Origin of the sequence: Pirellulimonas nuda, from assembly GCF_007750855.1 — a bacterium.
GTDB classification, from domain to species: Bacteria; Planctomycetota; Planctomycetia; order Pirellulales; family Lacipirellulaceae; genus Pirellulimonas; species Pirellulimonas nuda.
In genome coordinates this window covers 1532341-1550485 of the sequence record NZ_CP036291.1, presented here as the reverse complement: position 1 = coordinate 1550485, position 18145 = coordinate 1532341, and the positions used below count along the sequence as shown (strand labels likewise).

11 protein-coding genes and 1 pseudogene are annotated in these 18145 nt (G+C 65.5%); 6 read left to right on the top strand and 6 right to left on the bottom strand.

What is annotated here, in order from left to right:
• Positions 1–51 precede the first annotated feature (51 nt).
• Positions 52–447, top strand: coding sequence for a hypothetical protein (locus Pla175_RS06530; RefSeq protein WP_145282342.1), 396 nt, complete (start codon positions 52–54; stop codon positions 445–447).
• A gap of 143 nt (positions 448–590) precedes the next feature.
• Here the strand turns inward: Pla175_RS06530 and Pla175_RS06525 are convergent, their stop codons facing one another.
• The 3 genes and pseudogenes from Pla175_RS06525 to Pla175_RS26995 form a co-directional block, all read right to left on the bottom strand.
• Positions 591–1514, bottom strand: coding sequence for a metallophosphoesterase (locus Pla175_RS06525; RefSeq protein ID WP_145282340.1), 924 nt, complete (start codon positions 1512–1514; stop codon positions 591–593).
• 252 nt (positions 1515–1766) lie between these two features.
• A complete protein-coding gene (locus Pla175_RS06520) occupies positions 1767–2471 on the bottom strand; it encodes an IS1595 family transposase (protein WP_261342807.1) in 705 nt (234 codons plus the stop codon).
• 83 nt (positions 2472–2554) lie between these two features.
• Positions 2555–2683: pseudogene (locus Pla175_RS26995) on the bottom strand (transposase); the annotation flags it as partial.
• Between the two features lie 1475 nt (positions 2684–4158).
• Between Pla175_RS26995 and Pla175_RS06510 the strand changes: the two are divergent.
• Positions 4159–4812: a hypothetical protein gene (locus tag Pla175_RS06510; RefSeq protein ID WP_145282334.1), complete on the top strand. Its 654-nt coding sequence runs from the start codon at positions 4159–4161 to the stop codon at positions 4810–4812.
• 1090 nt (positions 4813–5902) lie between these two features.
• On the opposite strand, the gene Pla175_RS25825 is transcribed toward Pla175_RS06510, so the two are convergent.
• The gene (locus tag Pla175_RS25825) at positions 5903–6076 is read right to left on the bottom strand and encodes a hypothetical protein (protein WP_197527310.1); all 174 of its coding nucleotides are present in this window, start codon (positions 6074–6076) and stop codon (positions 5903–5905) included.
• 412 nt (positions 6077–6488) lie between these two features.
• Here Pla175_RS25825 and Pla175_RS06505 point away from each other — a divergent pair, with 412 nt between their 5' ends.
• Together Pla175_RS06505 and Pla175_RS06500 are read left to right on the top strand one after the other, a co-directional pair.
• On the top strand, positions 6489–6887 hold the full coding sequence (locus tag Pla175_RS06505; protein WP_145282331.1) for a BlaI/MecI/CopY family transcriptional regulator: 399 nt from the start codon (positions 6489–6491) through the stop codon (positions 6885–6887).
• A complete protein-coding gene (locus Pla175_RS06500; RefSeq protein ID WP_145282329.1) occupies positions 6884–13501 on the top strand; it encodes a M56 family metallopeptidase in 6618 nt (2205 codons plus the stop codon). The genes Pla175_RS06505 and Pla175_RS06500 overlap by 4 nt, the downstream gene beginning before the upstream one ends.
• Positions 13502–13709: 208 nt before the next feature.
• Here the strand turns inward: Pla175_RS06500 and Pla175_RS06495 are convergent, their stop codons facing one another.
• Positions 13710–13895 carry a hypothetical protein gene (locus tag Pla175_RS06495; RefSeq protein ID WP_145282326.1) on the bottom strand — a complete coding sequence of 62 codons (186 nt, stop codon included), beginning with the start codon at positions 13893–13895 and terminating at the stop codon, positions 13710–13712.
• A 433-nt stretch (positions 13896–14328) separates the two neighbouring features.
• Between Pla175_RS06495 and Pla175_RS06490 the strand changes: the two genes are divergently transcribed.
• Positions 14329–15039: a hypothetical protein gene (locus tag Pla175_RS06490; protein ID WP_145282322.1), complete on the top strand. Its 711-nt coding sequence runs from the start codon at positions 14329–14331 to the stop codon at positions 15037–15039.
• 403 nt (positions 15040–15442) lie between these two features.
• On the opposite strand, the gene Pla175_RS06485 is transcribed toward Pla175_RS06490, so the two are convergent.
• The gene (locus tag Pla175_RS06485; RefSeq protein ID WP_197527309.1) at positions 15443–16441 is read right to left on the bottom strand and encodes a helix-turn-helix domain-containing protein; all 999 of its coding nucleotides are present in this window, start codon (positions 16439–16441) and stop codon (positions 15443–15445) included.
• 162 nt (positions 16442–16603) lie between these two features.
• On the opposite strand from Pla175_RS06485, the gene Pla175_RS06480 reads away from it, so the two are divergent.
• On the top strand, positions 16604–18142 hold the full coding sequence (locus tag Pla175_RS06480) for an arylsulfatase (protein ID WP_145282315.1): 1539 nt from the start codon (positions 16604–16606) through the stop codon (positions 18140–18142).
• The last annotated feature ends 3 nt before the right edge of the window (positions 18143–18145 follow it).

Sequence of the window (18145 nt, the reverse complement as noted above, 5' to 3'; positions counted from 1 at the left end):
TAGATTTTGCAGCGTTCCGGTAATCGAGTCATCTGGCAGAAAGAGATTTCCATGGGAACCGTCATCGACGTCCAATGCCAGAACTGCGGCGCCCAGCGGCAGTACTGGCTCGGCATCGGCCAGCAGTTTCACGACCCAGAGATCATTCTTGACATGATCTCCAAGCACCACCGCGGCGCCGCCAAGCACGCTCTGAAGCAGTCGCCCGGATCGGAAATCAGCGGGGCGTACGAGCTGGCGCACTGCCCGGGTTGCAATCGACTGGCGTCGGTCAAGCACGCCCGCGTCGAGCTGGGTGAGCAATTGCTCTACGAAGCCGATCACTACTGCGCGAAGTGCGACGAGCGGATGGAGCTGATCGAGGAGGAGGACGTCGCTCGGATCCCCTGCGCCAAGTGTGGCGGGCCTTTGGTGATGGACGAAGACTGCTGCGTGCATTGGGACTGAGCGACGACGCCGGCGGGCGTAACGGATTGGTTATGCCTCAGCAGCATCTATCGTTCAGAAGAGGTACTTAATAGCTCCCCAGCCGACCGGGTGGGGGTCCGGGCAAATTCTGGCGGGCGGCGGGGGGGCCCCAAGGGGGTGGCCTACTCTTTCGCGATCGACACCGTGACGAAGCGATCGTTCCGCAGCTCCGTTTCTCCCTGCCAGCGGTAGGCGCACAGGGGGCCGCCCTTCGCCACGCTGTAGTCGACGCAGGCCGCGTTGGGGCTCATCAGCTTCGGATCGCCGGTCATCCAGTAGTGTCCGAAGAACACGGGCGGGGCGCTGGCGGGGTAGAGCTCGACTGCCGAAACCATTCCCGCCGGCTGGTCGTCGACTAGTTCGAGGGCCGGCAGGGCGTACTGTCCGAACGTCAGGCCCACAGGATCGAGGAACCACCGGACCCGTGAGCGGCGGCGGGCGTGGCCGTCCTTGTCGTCGTAGGTCATCCCGGCCGGCAACGGCGCCTCCGGGCCCTTCAGCACGTGCTCGACGGCATTGAAGAGGTCGGTCCCCTGGCAAGTCGCTTCCGCCATGAAGCCGTCTGAGACGCCCCCGTGCCGCCCGAGGCCCGCGTCGAGCGTCTCGATGCCTGCCGGATCCCAGCAGGCGTGGACGACGCGGACGCCGCCCAGGTCGAGCCACAGCGGCAGCGTGCGGAACCAGGCGAGCATGTCCGCACGCTCGGCCCCCTCGATCTGCTTGAGCGTTGCGGCGTGCTGGTGCGTGTTCTTGTCGTTGTGGGCCCGCAGGAACTCACCGGGCCTGCCCGGGGCAGGGGTGTGGTAGGCGAGGGCGTTGAACTCGTGGTTGCCCATGGTGGCTAGCGCGGCGCCGGAGTCGACCATCGCCCGCACGATGGCCAGCGCCTGGCGGATCGCGGGGCCGCGGTCGATGAAGTCGCCGACGAACACGGCCTGGCGGTCGTCGTGGGCGTAGCCCGCTCCGTCGCGGCGGTAGCCGAGCTGGTCGAGCAACGCCTCCAGGTGGGCGGCGTGGCCGTGAATGTCGCCGATGATGTCGTACATGGGGTCCTAGGGAGCGGAGCAACGGCTAGCCAGACGGAAAACTCCCTCGCGTCACCACTTCATCATCTGGAGCGGGTTGGGGGGCGTCTAGACGTCAGGTGGAAGGGCCCGAATCCCCATCACGCGTGTTCCGAATCACCAAGCGACGCTCCAGCCAGCGGTCCACATCCGAGCGCAACCCGCTGCGGGAGTCGGCCCCATCCCCCGCGCGACGAGATTGTGTCGGCGGTCGTTCTCCATCGAACTTTGTTGTTAACAACAAACTCTCCACTTCGGCCATGTAGCGTCCGGCTGCCCACCGGGCCGTACCAGACGCCGATAGGGCGTCGCCTCGGCCCTCACCGCCCGCTCCAGCAGCCAACCGAATCGCGGCCCCGGGGAGCGTGCAGTGCGGTGGTTGAACCTGAACGCGAACCCGTCCAGGTAGCCCGGCAGGTGCGTAGCGCGCACCGTGCCGTGGAGGGTGGCAGAGGGCCACTGGCTGAGCTGCTCGGCGACGCGGTGGACGCCCAGGAGGTCTGGCGGCAGAGCAGCCAGCACGTGCCTGAAGCGAGGGTTCTTTAGGCCGCGAGGGCCCGGCGATCCACCGGTGCGGACCGTGCTCCTTGCCTCCACGGCCGACGTGACGAAGGCGCCAAGGTTCTTCTGCTTAGCAGCGGCGATCGCCTCCATGCGGGCCCGCCCCAGACGCCGCCCCCGGACCCCGACCGCCAGCGCCACCAGCCCGCCGCACCGCGTCTTGAGACCGGTCACTGCCGCTCTCCCGCCGATGCTTGCGGCGCCGACCTCTACCAGCCCGCTCAGGCGGCGCTCTGCCAAGGGCGCCATCTCCCTCCGCAGCTTGTGAAGCCAGGCCCAGGCGGTCTGGTAGCTCGCCACACCCAGGGCCTGCTGGAGCTCCAACGCACTGACCCCGCCTGGCTGGCAGACCAACCACGCTGCCTGGAACCAGTCCACCCATGAAGGATGGTCCCCGCGGTCAGCGAGGCCTGGCGGCCGCACTGTGTGCGGTGGAACAGGTTCAGCCCCGTCTGCCACGCCTGGCGGCCCCCGCAGCAGGGGCACTCAAACCCCCGCGGCCAGCGGGCCCGGGCCAGGTACCCCCAGCAGGCCTCCTCCCGCCCGAAGCGGGCCCGGAACTCCTGCTGCGTCCACGGGGAGGGAGGCATGCGGGCCGTGGCGCTGGGGGGAGGAACTGGGCCGAGGCGGGTAGCCCACGGAGTATCGGCACGATCCGGGCCCCGTGGGGGGGCCAGTTTGGGGCACGCTGGCCCCCCGTTCCCCCTTGCGGGCTCCCCACCAGACGCCGAAGTCTGGGACGACTGGACTTTGTTGTACGCACGCCCCGCCAGGGGCCCGCGGAGCAGGCCGCCGGCCCCCTCGGAGACCGATTCGCAGCCCTTCGTAGGCCCTGCTGGCCGGGTTTTACGGCGTACTTGGCTGGATCCGTGGGTTTTTTTCAGCCGAATACGCGTCCCGCGTAGGCCGCCAAAGACTTAAAATCCCGGCAAATCAGGGGCTAACCTGCCACGAACGCTGACCTCCCGGGGGGGCTCACGGGTCGCCAACAGGCGGAGTTCGACTGCGGTGCGACGCGAGCATGAAATCGGCCCTCCTTCCGAGTGGCTTTGCTTACCCACATTCCACCACACGGCGCGGACCCTCGCCCAACTCGGGGTTTGACCTTGAAAGTAAGGGGTTTCGCGGGTTTCGACGCCCCGTTTGCTGGTGCTTGTCTCAAACCGCACTGTCCCAGAGAGCCCAAATCCCTTGTAGGGCCGCTCTGGGAGGCCGGCGGGGGCCTGGCGAGCCTTCCGGTGGTCGGCTCCTGGGCCAGAGCAGGCCCGCTGGGGGGCCCCCACGCGCCCGCTGGGGCGCAGCTGGGCCCGTGCGCGGCTGGGAGAGGGCGCTAGGGCGGCCCAACGCGCCTATGCGCGCGCAGCGCGTTCAGGGCACATGTCGCCGCTGGGGGCCGTAGCACGCGCCCCAACCAAGCTTCCCTTACGGGCCTGGTCGGTCTCGTGCAGCACCCGCTCTGATCACGGCGCACCCGTACGTCTCGACCAGCGACGGCCAGCGGTAGCCACCCGGTGCGTGGCCACGTCGACCGTCTCCGCACGTTTCAGTTGTCGCACGGTCATCTCCTCTGGCCAGCTGCGCAGGGGAGGCGGCTACTGCTTGGCCGAGGAACGGATTCTACGCCACCGGGCGCAAAGGCGGCGGCGCCAGCCAACACGCTGTACAGGCCCAAGCCCCTCGGCTCAGGAACAGCAGTTAGGTCGGCCCGCCAAGCCTCAACCTGGCCTGCTGGGTTGGCGCCGTAGCCGACGATCACCTGGCCGTCGGCCGAGACGCCCGTCGCTCGTTGCAGACGCCATCCTGTGAGGTCGACGCCGGCGCCCATCAGCACGTCCGCCAGGCTCCGCATCCCGCTGTCGGCGTCCCAGACGAAGGCGCCCTGCCAGTAATCACACCTCCTGAAGTTCGGTCGGGTCCGCAGAAGAGCCGGCCGAAGTGACCACCGCCCAAAGCGGTGCTAGTCGCCTTGTCCGAAAGGGGTAGGCTATCGCACGCTTGGCGCAGCTTCACGTTATTCTTGGCCGGAGGGGAATCAGCCATCTGCTTCAACGCGACGTCCAGTCTGATGGCGGGGGGATGCGCGTACGGCGCGGCCGCCTATCTCTTGCGTCGCGATCACCCGCGACTCAGGTGGGGCGGGGTCGCGTTGATGGGGATCACGGCGATGCAATGGGTCGAGGGCCTCCTGTGGCTCGATGGCCCGCGGCCCCACGGAACGCTCAATCACCTGCTTACGATCGGCCTGATCCCGCTGGCGCTCTTGGGGCAAGCGTGGGGACCGCTGTTCGGGTCGATGTTCGCGCTGCCGCTGCGTAGACGGCGGTTGCTGTTTTTTCTCGTGCTTTCGGCGGGATTGCTGTTCGTCACGTTGGCGCGCGTCGCCTACCACCCGATGTTCACGCAGGTTACTCCCGGAGGGCACCTGAATTGGTGGTCCCCGCGCAACCCGCCCGTCTATGCCGCCTGGGCCTACTTCCTTTGGGCGTTGGTGATCGGCGCCCCGTTTCTGCTCTGGTGGCGCCCGTTTTGGCAGGGCCTGGTGATCGTTTCGTGGGGCTGGCTCTGGGCCACCGTGGGTTATCTGATTAGCGACAGCGCGGCCAGCTACTGGTGCTTCTTTGTGACGTTCTACGCGGCCTTTGTCCTGATCTACGCCTTCATGGTGAAGGATAGTCCCAGACCGCCGCCGCCGGGCCCGTTGAGCAGCAACACGCGGTGAGCGAGAGCCGACGCCGGCGGGCCACGACGCACTTGGCTGCGGGGGATCGACAAGTGCGAAAGTCCGCCGAAGGCGGACGGATGTCGGCGCTGGTGCGGAACCTGGGCTCGGTGATGCGGGAGCTGATGGGTGTCGGCTCCCCGAAGGACCTGCAAGGTGAAGGGGGCTCCGCCACGCCTACGCGTAATCGCCCACCAACACCATGCGCCCCGCGAGTCGGCCGCCAAGGTGCCCGTGCAGGAGTGGGTTCCCCGGGGAGACGCGTCATCAGGGGCTGCGTCCGCAGGCGCTTAACGCTCTTGCCATGGTCGCCACCGGCCAAGTTCCTGTGCCCCAGACTCGCCTTATCCCTCTACTTCTATCTAATAGACTATTAATTAGAGGACCCGGCGTATGCGGCGTGCACGGTAGGCGTGCGTGGCGTGAACGGCAGCGACCGCCGCAGCAGGCTGGGGAGGACTAGCTGCGGCACATCAGCGGGCAGGGTTGCCGCAGGCGTCCATTGGGCAGCCGCGTCGCTGCGAGTTGAGCGGCCAGTTGGCCCCCGCGATCACTCATGCTGAGGGTAGCCCGGCGCACCCCCGGCCCCCAGAGCCCCGCCAGGGGCCCCCATGCGCCCGCTGTGGCGCAGTTGGGCCCTGGTGGGGCTGGGAGGGCGCTAGGCCGCCCCGACGCGCCTATGCGCGCGCAGCGCCCTCAGGGCGCACGTCCCACGTCGGCCCCCGCCGTCCAGTCAGCGACGCCCCATCCACGGAGACTGCTGCCTCGCGGTCCACATCGTTGGTGGGTCGCCCGCCGACGGCGCCCACAGATCGGCAGCAAGGACGGGGCTCCGGGCGTAGCTTCTTTCTGTGAGTGAGGCTTCGTTGCGCCAGCAACGTCAGAAGCCTCACTCTTCTGGATTCTGGATTATGGGTCACCGGTGGTACCTGGAAATGGACACTGGTGGTACTTGCTATTGCTCACTGTTGGTACCTGGTCGCGAGGCCATTGAATGGCGCCAGATGGCGGCAACACGCGATGCGGCTTCCGGGCGCCTCCGCCGCGTAGCGCTCCCCCGAGATCCTCGGCGGCGCCCGGGCGTCGCCCCCTACTCTGACCCCGGGGCGGCCGCGTCTGCCAGGAACCGATCGCACTCTTGGCGGGTCGCTTCAGCGGTCTGGTTGATCAGCAGCAGCAACTCGTCCATGCGGGCGAGCAGCCTGGCGTGCCTGCTGAGTTGCGGGAGGAAGAAGCGTCTGACGCGTTGCAGTAGCCGGGGCATGGGAGGGCTCTTGGAGAAGGGGCTGGCGACGTTCCTGATTGTGGCTCAGCTGGGGTCCCGGTCCGATAGGAGCTGCGACGGATTCTGGAGGGCCACGGGGTGAGCCACGCGAAGCACTAGGCCCCTTGGGCAGCCCAACGACGCATCGCGTCTGGCGGCTGCTTGGAGGGCCTGGCGGCCGAGCCACCCGGCGTTAGCCCCACCGCTTGGCCGAAAGCCCGGGGGCCCCACGGACGTGACAATCGTCGCAAGGGGGGGCGTGGACGGATCATCTAAAACTTTCGACGATTGGATTGACTTCGCTGCCGGTCTTTCTTACGATCCTCTAAACCTTTAGATGAGTTGATCGCCGAGCCAACCGCGCGGCGCCTTTGTAGGCCGCCGCGTGAGCCTCTATCGAGGGCCGCTTCTCATGACACGTTCGCAGCCGGATCACCCCACCGAGTTGGAGCTCGAGATCCTCAAGGTCTTGTGGCGCGAGTCGCCGCTGCCGGTGCGGGACGTACGCGCACGGCTGGAGTCCGACGCCGGACGCGTGCTCGCGCATAGCAGCGTCATCACGATGCTCAACATCATGCACCGCAAGGGGTTCCTCAAACGCACCAAGGTCGGCAACGCCTTCCTCTTCGCGCCGAAGGTGGAGAAGCAGCGTGTGACCGGGCGGATGATGGGCGACCTGCTCTCCCGCGCCTTCGACGGCTCCCCCGCCGCGATGATGCTCAACCTGTTCGAAACGACCGACCTCGACGTCGACGAAATGGCGGAGCTACGCCGCTTGATCAACCGCAAGAGCAAGGAGCAGCAACCATGAACCTGCTTTCGCTGTTCACCCCCGAGCTGTGCGGCCGCCTGTGCATGACGCTGGTCCATTCGCTGTGGCAAGTCGCGGCGCTGGCCGCGCTGGCGTGGGCCGTCGCCCGCGTGTGGCGGGGGCTGTCGGTCGAGTGGAGCTACGCCGTACACGCCGCGGCCCTGGTGCTGAGCTGCGCGTGCGTGCCGGTGACGTTCTTGTTGCTTGACGCCGCCCGAAAGCCAGCGGCCCAAGATTTCACGGCCGGGGCCGTGCCTCCCCTCGGCCCGATGCTCGCGGCGACCGATGCGCAGCCGCCAACCCTGCCCGCAGACTTCATGCGGGCACAGCCGGCGGTGGAGCGGATTGCGTTGGGGCCGGGGTTGGCGAACGACGACGCTGTTCCCATCCAGGCCAAAGCCCACCGCGGAGCGAACTGGGCCGCGGTGTGGAAGCGGACCGCCCCGTGGTTCGCCGGGTTGTACGCGGCGGGCGTGCTGGTGATGCTCGTTCGGATCGCCGTTGGCATCGGCCGGGCCGAACGCCTCCGCGCCCGCAGCCGCCCGGTCGAGGACGGGGCGCTCACCGCGGCGCTGCGGCGCCTCGCGCAGGCGTGGTCGCTACGCGCGGCGCCGGCGCTAGCCACCGCCCAGCACATCGTCGCGCCCAAGGTCGTGGGGCTGTTGAAGCCGACAATCTTGTTGCCGGCCTCGGCCCTCTCGGGGCTGTCGCCGGGCGATGTCGAGATGATCCTCGCGCACGAGCTGGCGCACATACGCCGCCACGACTTGTGGGTGAACCTCGTGCAGCGGCTGGCCGAGACGGTCCTGTTCTTCAACCCCGCGCTGTGGCTGCTGAGCCGCCGCGTGAGCACGCTGCGCGAGTACTGCTGCGACGAGCTAGCGTGCGGCGCAGTGGGGCGGCAGACCCGCCAATCGCAGCTCCGCTACGCCCAAGCCTTGTTGCACCTGGTGGAGCTCTCGCGTACGGCCGCGAACGACCAGGCGGGCGTGGCGGCGCTGGCCGCGAGTGGCCGCTCCCCCTCGGAGCTGCGGCGGCGGGTCGCGCGGCTGTTCGGCGAACCGGTCGACGAACCGCTGCGGCTCTCGCGTAGCGGCGTTTGGGCGCTGCTCGCCATCGGGGCGATTGCCCTCGTCGGGCCGGGGCTGTGGTCGCGGCCGGCGGGCGCCGGAGAGAACGAGCGAACGATGCTCGAAGCAACCGACTTGGAGCGACCTTTTATGCGGCCGCTAGCAACCGGCGGTGAAGTCGAGTTGATCGCCATCGGCGATGTCAATCGGTCAGAACCGCGGTGGTGGAGCCCCGATGGTAGGCTGCTGCCCGATTTCAAGTTGCATCTTACCTCCCAGAAGGTCTCCCGCGAGGCATGGGAACGCACTGTCGGTGCGTTCGCCGTCCGTGCATTCGTCTACCGGACCAAGGGAGTCGCTAGCGGATCGAGCACCCTGTCGGTTCAGAGAAGCCACAGTCTGCAGGAGGATTCAGTCAGTGATGACAAGAACGAAAATGCCTCCGGCTACCGCGCCGTTGTGGCGAGGATCAATAAGCAGCAAGAAGAGGCTGCCTTCGTATTCACTGTGGCCGACCAGCAGATCGTCCTCAACAACCTGCCGCTGAACCCGACAGACCCCGACGCTCCCGCCATCCTCTCCGGCAAGATCGTGCTGGAGGACGGCTCGCCGGCGACGGTCAAGGGCCAGATGTACTCCGACGTGCGCTACACCAACGGCAACGGCGCCTTAAGCGCCCAAGGACAATGCGTCGATCGGTTCTCGGTCGAACTCGGCGCCGGCACGGCCTACCTCACCTACTACGCCCCTGGCTACGCGCCGGTGTGGACCGAGCAAATCACGCTCGCCCCGGGCGAACTACGCGACGACATCACGCTCACCCTCAAGCCGGGCGCCGATCAGCGGGTGCGGGTGGTCAACGAGCAGGGAGCGCCCATCGCCGGGGCGACGCTGATCGCGTACCCCCGAATCCACGACCGGTCGGGCGGCCCGATCTATGAGCAACAGTCCGACGAACAGGGCGAATACACCTACGAGCAGCTGGCCGCTACCAAGTACGTATTCTCGGTGAAAGCGGCCGGCTATGAGCCGCTGCATAGCGAGCCGCTCGACCTGCTGCCTGACCAAGCAATTGATCTCACCCTCAAGGCGGCGGCCAAAACCACCGGCGTTGTTGTGCGCCAAGCCGACTTGGCGCCGCTGGCGAGCGCCAAGATTTGCCTCAAGTGTGAATGGAGCCCCAATGGCTCCTATCGAGGGTACGGCATCTCTTGGGGCAACCTCGCCGCGACCACTGACGACACCGGCCGCTTCACCCTGGATCAGCTCACCCGTGGCTCGCATTACTTGGCGGTGGTCGAAGCTGCCGACGGGGCGCGGGCGATGGTACACACCATCGAAGCGGACGAGAACCAGCAGATCGTGATGCCGCCACGGCGCGACCTAGTGGTGACCGTCACCGGCGACCTGAGCAAGCTACGCAAGACGCAAGGGAAGATCACGCTGGGCATCCGCCAGCGCGCGACCATGGTCACCCCGGACGGCCAAGGTCCTCGCGAGCTGTTTTACGACAGCGTGGTGCTGCAACCCACCGCCACCGGCGGAGAGGCGACCTTCCGCGGCCTGGCCGTCAATCTCGACCCGGCCGCCGAGAAGCAACAGGTGGAGGTAACCCTCGACGGCGAGCTGGGCGTAGGACAGGTCGTCGATATGAATCGCGAGGGGGATACGTTGGTGGATTTCAAGCTCCCCAGCGCTAAACCCGCCGCGACGCCTGCCACCAAGCAGAGTCACCGGCTTCAGGTCATCCCAGCGCGACTACTAACCAACACCAACGACATCAGCACGGCGAAGGCGCTGACGCCGGAGCGATTGGTCGAATGGTCGCCTGCTGCCGGCCAAACCCAATGGCTGCTGCTCGCCGATGAGCCACCGCTGTTTACCGAGCGCGACGTCGAGTCGGCGGAAGTGACCAAGGACAAAAACAACCCCAGCCGCGGGTTCAACATCGCGATAACGCTGAGCGAGGCGGCCGGCGGGCAGATGCGACAGGCGACCGCCAGGCTGCTCGAAGGGGGCCCCGACGTCGACCAGCGGCTGGCGACGATCGTCGCGAGCAACGTGGTCACGGCCCCCTGCCTGATGAGCCCAATCGGTCGACAAATCATACTGACCGGGGTCCGCGACGCGGCAGACGCGGAAAGACTGAGCGAAGCGCTGAACGGCGTGGTCCAAGGTCCCGAGACGGGAGCAAGCGGGGCTGCCGAACCCGCCGAGGAACCGAGCCCCGCGCCACAGAACGATGGGGTCATCGAAGGCCAAGTGGTCGATCCTCAAGGCCAACCCGTCGCGGGCGCCGAGGTGGGACTCGTCAGCAATCGTGGGAAAGAGCCCAGCGACCCCCCCACATTCCTGACAACCGCCGTTGCAGACTCCGAGGGTCGCTTTGCGTTGCCATACGACCAAGAAGATCGCAGAGCTTTCCTGAGTGCTTGGGCGTGTGCGGACGGCCACGCCCCGTCGCGGCATCCCAACTCGACCATAGCATTCCTGCTCGACCAAAAAGACGATCTTCGTATCGAGATCCCCTCCGCCGGTGCGACCGTGTTTCAGTTGCTTGACGTTAGTCGCAATCCCGGTGCCGACGCACGCCTGTCGGTCGTCCAAACGCGGGTTCCCAAGAGCGTTGGCTGGGCCCTGCCAACCAACTGGCGTCACCGGTACACGGCCAGCTCCGACTCCGAGGGCCGGCTGCGGATCGACGGCATCGTGCCCGAGTCGGTCTGCTACCTGCGGATAGAGTCCAAGGACGGCGGTCGGCTGATCATGGACGGCAACCATTTCTTGAACGACAAGCCCGCTGCAACCGAACCGCATTTCACGCTCTGCATCCCGCCGACAGCCAAGGTATCGGGCCGCGTCGCCGGGCCCCGGGACGCCCGCCTGCCGGAACAGGTCCGGCTGACGACGGAACTCTGGCCCGGTTCGAGGAATGACCTGCCGGACTGGCCGGTGTGGGCCGGCGTATGGGGCGTGGCGGACGTTACTCCTTCCGACGACGGCGCGTTCTCAGCGCCTCAATTGGCCATTGGGCTGCTGCGCGTAGAGGCCGACCTGCCAGAGGATCAGCCGTGGCGTGCTGTCGTCCCGGCGCCGGAGCGCATCGCGCCTGGAGACGAGGCGGACATCCAGCTCCAGGTAGTTCGCGGCGTCAAGGTTCGGGGGCGAGTCATCAAGAAGGACACCGGAGAACCTTACCCCGGTTTTCGACTCGCCGTCATTCAAGAACCAACCAATGAAGAAGCACGCGGCACGGTCACAGGGATCGAGGTCGAGACCGACAAGCAAGGATGGTACGAGACAGTGGTGCGCCCGGGCTGGGTGAAACTGCGGTTGCACAGCGCTCCGAGCGATTACCGGGACGTCGAGTCCTGGCGCCCGAGGGAGGAATCGCTGAACATGCCCCGCGAGATTCCAGCGGGCGCCAGTGAGTTCGAGATGCCGCCGGTTGAGTTGGTCCCCGCCAAGCAGATACGCGGGAAACTCTTCGACAGGAATGGCCGCCCGCTGTCCGGTTGGGTGGTCGAAGGCTACCCCGGGCCGGGCGACAGCGTCATGAACAGCTTTGCCGGCGTCCATACCCGCAAGGACGGCACGTTCGAGGGGGCGGTCCCAGAAACTCTGATCCCCAAGGTGTGGAAAGCTCAGTTCCGCGACTGGTCAGACGTCTACGACTTTGACGACCAAGACTACGTCGCGGAAATCGCGGGCCAGGACCCCCTCGTGCTACGCATCGATGTCGACGGCCGACCCGTCGCGGACGCCGGCGACGCCCCACCTACCGCTCCGGTGGCCGATCAGAACGCCGCCCCGCTCCGCTGCCGGCTGGTGGCGGTTCCGCCAGACGCCAACGACGAGGCGCCCGACCTGAACCAGACGACCGCCGAGTTTCTCTCCGGCGATGAGATAACCTTCGCGGTCGAGCTGACCAACACCGGCGACCAGCCGGTTACGCTGCTCGGCACGCGCTACGGCGGGAGCTTCGGCAAGTCGTCTGGCAAGCTGAACACCAAAGGCTACGGCCCGCGGCTGTTTGAGTTTGAGTTCACCGACGAAGCGGGCAATCCGCTCCCGCGTGCCGAGCGTGCGTTTGTGCACGACACCCTCTACTTGTCGGGCGCCTCGACACACGTGGTCGATCCGGGCGCGTCGCACACCGTGCTGCTGCGGCCCGCAGAGTTCACGCCGCCGATGGCCCACCGGCTCCCCAGCGGCAAGTTCCGCGCGCGGGTGCGCTACCGCGGCGCGAGCGCAGGGGCGTTGGCCTTGGCGCGCGAGTTTCGCGCGAGGCGGCCGATCGCCGATGCCTGGTCGGGCGACGTGGCGTCCAACAGCGTGGAGTTCTCCGTCGCGGACCCGGCCACGCGTATTGATCCTGAGAGTCTCACGTGGGGCCTCGTTGAGAACGGACTGCAAGCCGCAGTCGAGCTCCAATCGCCCGTGGGCGACCCAACCCGCGCGCCCGGCGTGCCGGTGGGGACGCCGCTAGGGGTGATTTTTCACGTGAAGAATGTCAGCGACCGAACGATCGACCTCGTCAGCGAAGCCTGGCGGCAGGGCGATCGGGCGAAAGTGAGGAATCGGCTTGGCGCGGAAGTGGAGGTCTCAGGTGCGTGGCATACCGGTATGCCGAGGCACGTCCGCTGGCGCCTCAAGCCTGGCGAGGTGGCGGAGCTCACCGCTAGCGGGTCGTCGCTGGACAGCCTCGACTTCCCCGGCAGAACGAAGGTTAGCTACACCGTCCGCTTCGGCGGCTCTCAGCTCAAAGACAGAGATGGCAAAGTGCTGCTGCCGCTGCCGGACGACTGGCAGGGCACGCTCGAGACGGGCAAAGTGATGTTGTTCCGAAGTGCCAGTGCGCCGGAGGCCAAGGGGCCAGACGCTAAGGCAGTCGACGTAGAAGCCGAGGCCGAATTGCCCGCGACCACCGCCAGGGAGCAGGCAGAGCAGGAGAAAGGCCCGGACAAAGCCCAGGAAAAAAGCCAGCAGCAACCAGAGCCCATCCAGGCCAAAGTCCGCCTGCTCGACGACACCTTCTCTGCATCCGGCCGCGTGGTGGACGAAGCGGGCCAGCCGCTCGCGGGTATCAAGGTGCGCGTCGCGACGGGCATCGGCACACTGCTGGGGGGCGCCCGGGCAACGACCGACCATGAGGGGCGTTACCCGATGAACTTCGGTCGCGGAATGACGCTGATGGAAGATTACGCCCCGCTGGGTGTCGGCGTCCAAGCGGCTAAGTTCATCATTATGACCCCACCCTGGGAAATCGTCGGGGATGAGCGCGACTACGACCTGCTGATGACCGACCAGACCCCCCAAGAGCTAGCAAAGTGGATTGAACGGGGTCAGCTTTGGGGGAGAAAAGACCTGGCCGGCATGATCTATCCCAACCAGCCACGCGAGGTGAACTTCGTGTTGGCCAAAGAGCCTCGGGCTCCGAGCAGCACGAAAGCGGCGCCCCGAACGGGCGTGCCCAAGCCCAGCCCGGACACCCAAGACCAAGGCGCCCAAGAGGGTGCCGAAAGAGCCGCTATGCCAGAGTGACCGATCGAGCCGGTAGACGCACAGACCAAAGCGCCGCTACCGGGGAGTCCGGCGGGTCCGGCGTCAAGCCGATCGACGTTGGATGCGGTATGCGGGGGACCGGCGCGGCTCGGATGACGGGCGCGAGATGGCCCCACACGCGCTGCGTTGTTCGGGCGCCTTTACCAGAGCACCAACCTCTCGCGACCTTGGTTCACCTTCGGCGACATCAGAGCGGTCGCCCCGACTCCGATCTCGACGCTGCCGCCTCCGCCAGGAACCGGTCGCACACCTGACGGGTCTCTTCAGCGGCCTGGTTGATCATGGCCAGCAACTCATCCATGCGGGCAAGCAGCCTGGCGTGCCTGCGGGGTTGGCGGAAGAAATGTGCGACGCGTAGCAGCAGGCGGGGCATGGAAGAGGCTCAGGGGTGGTCGGTGGCGAGTGACTTGATTGTCGCTGAGATCGGCTCAAGCTCCGATAGCGGGTGCGTCGGAATCTGGCGGGGCCCGGAGCAGGCTACGTGGAGCAGCTGGCCTGTGCTGGCTCTTCCCAACCTTCCAGAGGGTAAGAACGGTGGGCTAGCCTGCACGCCGCGCTGCAGAGGTCCGATCTCCGCGAGGACACCGCTGCAGTTTGGGGCCGACCCAGGCCCCCAGGGTGAGGCGCTCTTGAGCACAGGCGGCCAGTCGGCGGGCCGAGGGAGGTGAGCTGCACCGCTGCGACTTGGGAAGCGGGCCAAACGCGCATCTGCGAGGTACGCAAGGCTCGTTCTAGCATCGGCAATTGGCAGCTAGTAGACTGGGGGAACTGGCAACTACTATCTGGCCCGAAGCGGAGTCTTGTGGATGTTTCGCCTCCTTCGTTGCACCGTTGTCGCGTTTTTGACTTTGTCACTGGCGCCCTCTGTTCAGTGCGCGCCTATCGTTACCGCCACGCATCAATTCCCGCCTGACTTTGATGATTCTCGCTTTCGCGGCACCGGTGCTCAGGCAGGCATGGGCATCGACAGTGGCACATTGTACGACAATCGAGTTGCCCAAACATTTATTACGGAAGTGGGAGGACGGCTTGCAACCGCTTCGTTTGTAGCCAGACGTTTCTCAGGCACGATGGATGAACTCAAAGTATCGATCTTCACCATGTTAGATGGTCAGCCAGCTACCGAGATCGCCAGTACTCGACTGGAAGCTGAAGCATTCGGGGAGGATCTTATCTTTAGTCCTGCGACATATACTTCTGTTGCTGACTTTACATCGCGGCATGTACTTCTGGATCCGGAAACAGAATATGCGATGGTGTTCTCCGTAGACGTGGTGGATGCACGCTATCAGATTCAAGGATATCTCCTTAGCGGTGAATCACATTCCCCTTATCCAAACGGCAGCTTTCTAAAGAGCCAGAACGGCAGTCCCTTCGAGCCAGGTGCTTCAACGGCCGACCTCTATTTTCAGGTGACAGTGACTCCGGTTCCTGAGCCCGCTGCAATTACTCTCACTACACTTGCAGTGTCTTCATGCCTGACCCTTCGGAAGAGGCAAGTCGCCCTCCCTAGCTAGCGCTTTCGCTTCAGATTTCTGAGCCTTGCCAACCTACCTCAGCCACATCATTCTCGGCAGGATCGAGTATCCCAGAATTGCGGTCGGTGGACATCACTCGCTTCAGATCCGCCCCCAGTCGAGCCGCCAAAAAAATGGACCAGCTTCGGCGGCTGGGCGCCTCGATCTATCTGCGGAGGTCTTGGCCGAGGGGAGACACCGCTGCGAGTTGGCGGTGCCGCCCAACCGCCGCGGAGTAATCCCCCTCGGTCAGTTGGCCATTCGGCACTCCGACGGAGGAGAGCTGCACCGCTGCAGGTTAGCTCCCGCTCAGACTGCGAACGGTTGGTCCAACCTTGGCGACCGCAGCATCCATCGTTTTGCCGTCAAGTCACTTAGGACGACCCGTTTTGAGAATCGGAGTTTATTGACTAAGCGATCCCGATTTCGCCTTCGATGGCAGGACTCCGAAGTGTCTTTTGTAGTCCGCGGCGAAGTTGCTGAGATGACGGTAGCCCCATCGGCGGGCGACATCGCGGACGCAGAGGCCCTGTGTCCGTGCCGTTTTGAGGTCCGCCCGCACGGCGTTGAGACGCAGCATGCGGAGGTACTCGATGGGGCCGATGCCAAACCGCTCGCGAAACGCATACTGCATTGTTCTTGCGGAGACGTCGAGTTCCTCGCATAAGTCGATGAGGCCAACCGTCGACGCGAGGCGTTCGCGTAGATACTCTTCTGCTCGGCGCACTAAACTGGCGCGATTGCCGCGCGGCTCAAGGGCGCACGTCCCGTTCCGCGAACTGAGGACATTGAGGGCCGCGACAACACACTCTTGTTCGTCCGCATAACAATCGCTTGACGACGCGTCAGACGCGGACCTTGCAGCGATGCGTTTCACAAGCTGCTCCAACACGGCGAGTGCGGTCGGCTCGACGCAGAGACATCGCCAGTCGATCCGCGCGGGGTCGCCCTTGAGCCGCAGGACGCTGTTGGCCGCTCGGCGAATGAGGTCAATCGGCACGGACAGGGTGACAATCTCCGCGTCCCGCGCCGCGACGTTATCGACGCCAACCTGACCGCCGCGGACGACCAAGTGATTGGGGTCGCACTGCCGCCCCTGCCATCGGCTCTTATGGTTCCGCGGGGTGATTGGGCTGAAGTCGATCCAGCCCGGCTGGCTCGACCCGCGCGTCAGGAGCACTTGATTGGTGGTCCCCCGAAACGCCCGGATCAGTTGGCCCTGGACAACCTGAACGTTCCCTCGAAAGGCGCCCGCCGAAACCTGTTGGAATCGCCCTTCCCAGCCGGGATAGAGGCGACTTAGGTCGTCCACGTCACCGGTCGCGATCTCAAACGCGATCGGCGCGACGGTCGACGACGTCGTTCTGGGTGGTTCGCATGCGGTGATCATCGACGTCGCCAACCAAAGGTCCGAAGTTGCGTCTTTTGGATATCCTAGCTCCAAGACCATGGCGCTAGAATGCCGGGAGTCGGCGAAAGTGCTATGCTGCGCGGCGCTTTTCTGGAATCGCCCATTCCCGGGCTCAAGAACCATCGGCCCAGAGCTCATCGTGAGTCACCGACCATGAATCGTGTTTCACCTGCTTATGGCGCCTTGGCGGCGCTGGTGATCGGGCTCCCGCAGTTCGCGCACGCCCAGTCGAGGCCCAACATTCTTGTGGTCATGGCCGACGACGTGGGCTGGATGAACGTCTCGTCGTACGGGGGCGATATCATGGGCGTCCAAACGCCCAATATTGACCGCATTGGCCGCGAAGGTCTCAGGCTGACATCGTTCTACGCACAGCCGAGTTGTACGGCGGGTCGCGCCGCGTTCATCACTGGCCAGCTTCCCGTCCGGACTGGGCTGACGACCGTCGGCACGCCGGGCTCGCCCGCCGGCCTGCACAAGGAGGACGTCACCCTCGCCGAAATCCTTAAAGCCAAGGGTTACTCGACCGCCCAATTCGGCAAGAACCACCTTGGGGATCTTGAAGAGCATCTGCCGCACAGGCATGGGTTCGACGAGTACTTTGGAAACCTCTACCACCTCAACGGCAATGAGGACTTGGAAGACCCCGACCGCCCGACGGACCCGGCGTTCCGCAAGAAGTTTGACCCGCGCGGGGTCATTTCCGGGACGGCCGACGGCCCGACGAAGGACGAAGGCGCGCTGACGACGAAGCGGATGGAGACCTTCGATGACGAGATCGTCGCCAAGTCGCTCGATTTTTTGGACCGTAAGGCGAACGACAAGCAGCCGTTCTTTCTCTGGCACTGTGCTGCGCGCCTCCATGTGTTCTTCCACTTTAAGGACGGCGTGCGCGGGAAGTCCCGGGCGGGTCGGGAGGACGTTTACGGCGACGCGCTCGCTGAGCACGACGGTCACGTCGGCCAGCTCTTGGCGAAGCTCGACGATACGGGCCTCGCCAACAATACGATCGTCATCTACGTGACCGATAATGGCGCGTACCAGTACATGTGGCCCGAAGGGGGCACCAGCCCATTTCGCGGCGATAAGGGCACCACCTGGGAAGGGGGCGTGCGCGCCCCGTGCCTTGTTCGCTGGCCCGGCGCTCCCGGAGGGCGCGTCTCCAGTGAAATCGTCGACATGACCGACCTGCTGCCGACGTTAGCGGCCGCCGCCGGCGAACTCGAGGTTGTGGCGAAGCTGAAACAAGGCGCCGACTACGTCGGCAAAAGGTACAAGCTCCACCTCGACGGCTACGACCAGACCGGCCTGTTCACAGGGAAGAGCGATAAGTCGTCGCGCAAGTTTGTCTTCTACTACGACGAGACGGTGCTGACCGCCATTCGGTACGACGCGTTCAAGGTCAGCTTCTCCATCAAAGAAGGGGGGCATTGGGATGATCCGCTGGTGGGTCTCGGCCGCCCGCTGATCACGAATGTGCGTATGGACCCCTTCGAGCGGCAAACCGGCGATGTCAACCGCCAGTATGCGGAGCATAAGACTTGGGTGCTGACCCCGATCGTGGGCATTGCCGAACAGCACCTGATGACCTTCCAGGAGTTCCCCATCCGCCAACTCGGCCTCAGCGCGCAAATGGGCAAGACCATCGATGGCATCCAGTCCCAGATCCTCAAGATCAAAGCCCAACATTAACAC

Excerpts from the sequence above, each read along its gene's own strand:
- Pla175_RS06530 (WP_145282342.1), top strand. The coding sequence starts at position 52 with ATGGGAACCGTCATCGACGTCCAATGCCAGAACTGCGGCGCCCAGCGG.
- Pla175_RS06525 (WP_145282340.1), bottom strand. The coding sequence starts at position 1,514 with ATGTACGACATCATCGGCGACATTCACGGCCACGCCGCCCACCTGGAG.
- Pla175_RS06510 (WP_145282334.1), top strand. The coding sequence starts at position 4,159 with ATGGCGGGGGGATGCGCGTACGGCGCGGCCGCCTATCTCTTGCGTCGC.
- Pla175_RS25825 (WP_197527310.1), bottom strand. The coding sequence starts at position 6,076 with ATGCCCCGGCTACTGCAACGCGTCAGACGCTTCTTCCTCCCGCAACTC.
- Pla175_RS06505 (WP_145282331.1), top strand. The coding sequence starts at position 6,489 with ATGACACGTTCGCAGCCGGATCACCCCACCGAGTTGGAGCTCGAGATC.
- Pla175_RS06500 (WP_145282329.1), top strand. The coding sequence starts at position 6,884 with ATGAACCTGCTTTCGCTGTTCACCCCCGAGCTGTGCGGCCGCCTGTGC.
- Pla175_RS06495 (WP_145282326.1), bottom strand. The coding sequence starts at position 13,895 with ATGCCCCGCCTGCTGCTACGCGTCGCACATTTCTTCCGCCAACCCCGC.
- Pla175_RS06490 (WP_145282322.1), top strand. The coding sequence starts at position 14,329 with ATGTTTCGCCTCCTTCGTTGCACCGTTGTCGCGTTTTTGACTTTGTCA.
- Pla175_RS06480 (WP_145282315.1), top strand. The coding sequence starts at position 16,604 with ATGAATCGTGTTTCACCTGCTTATGGCGCCTTGGCGGCGCTGGTGATC.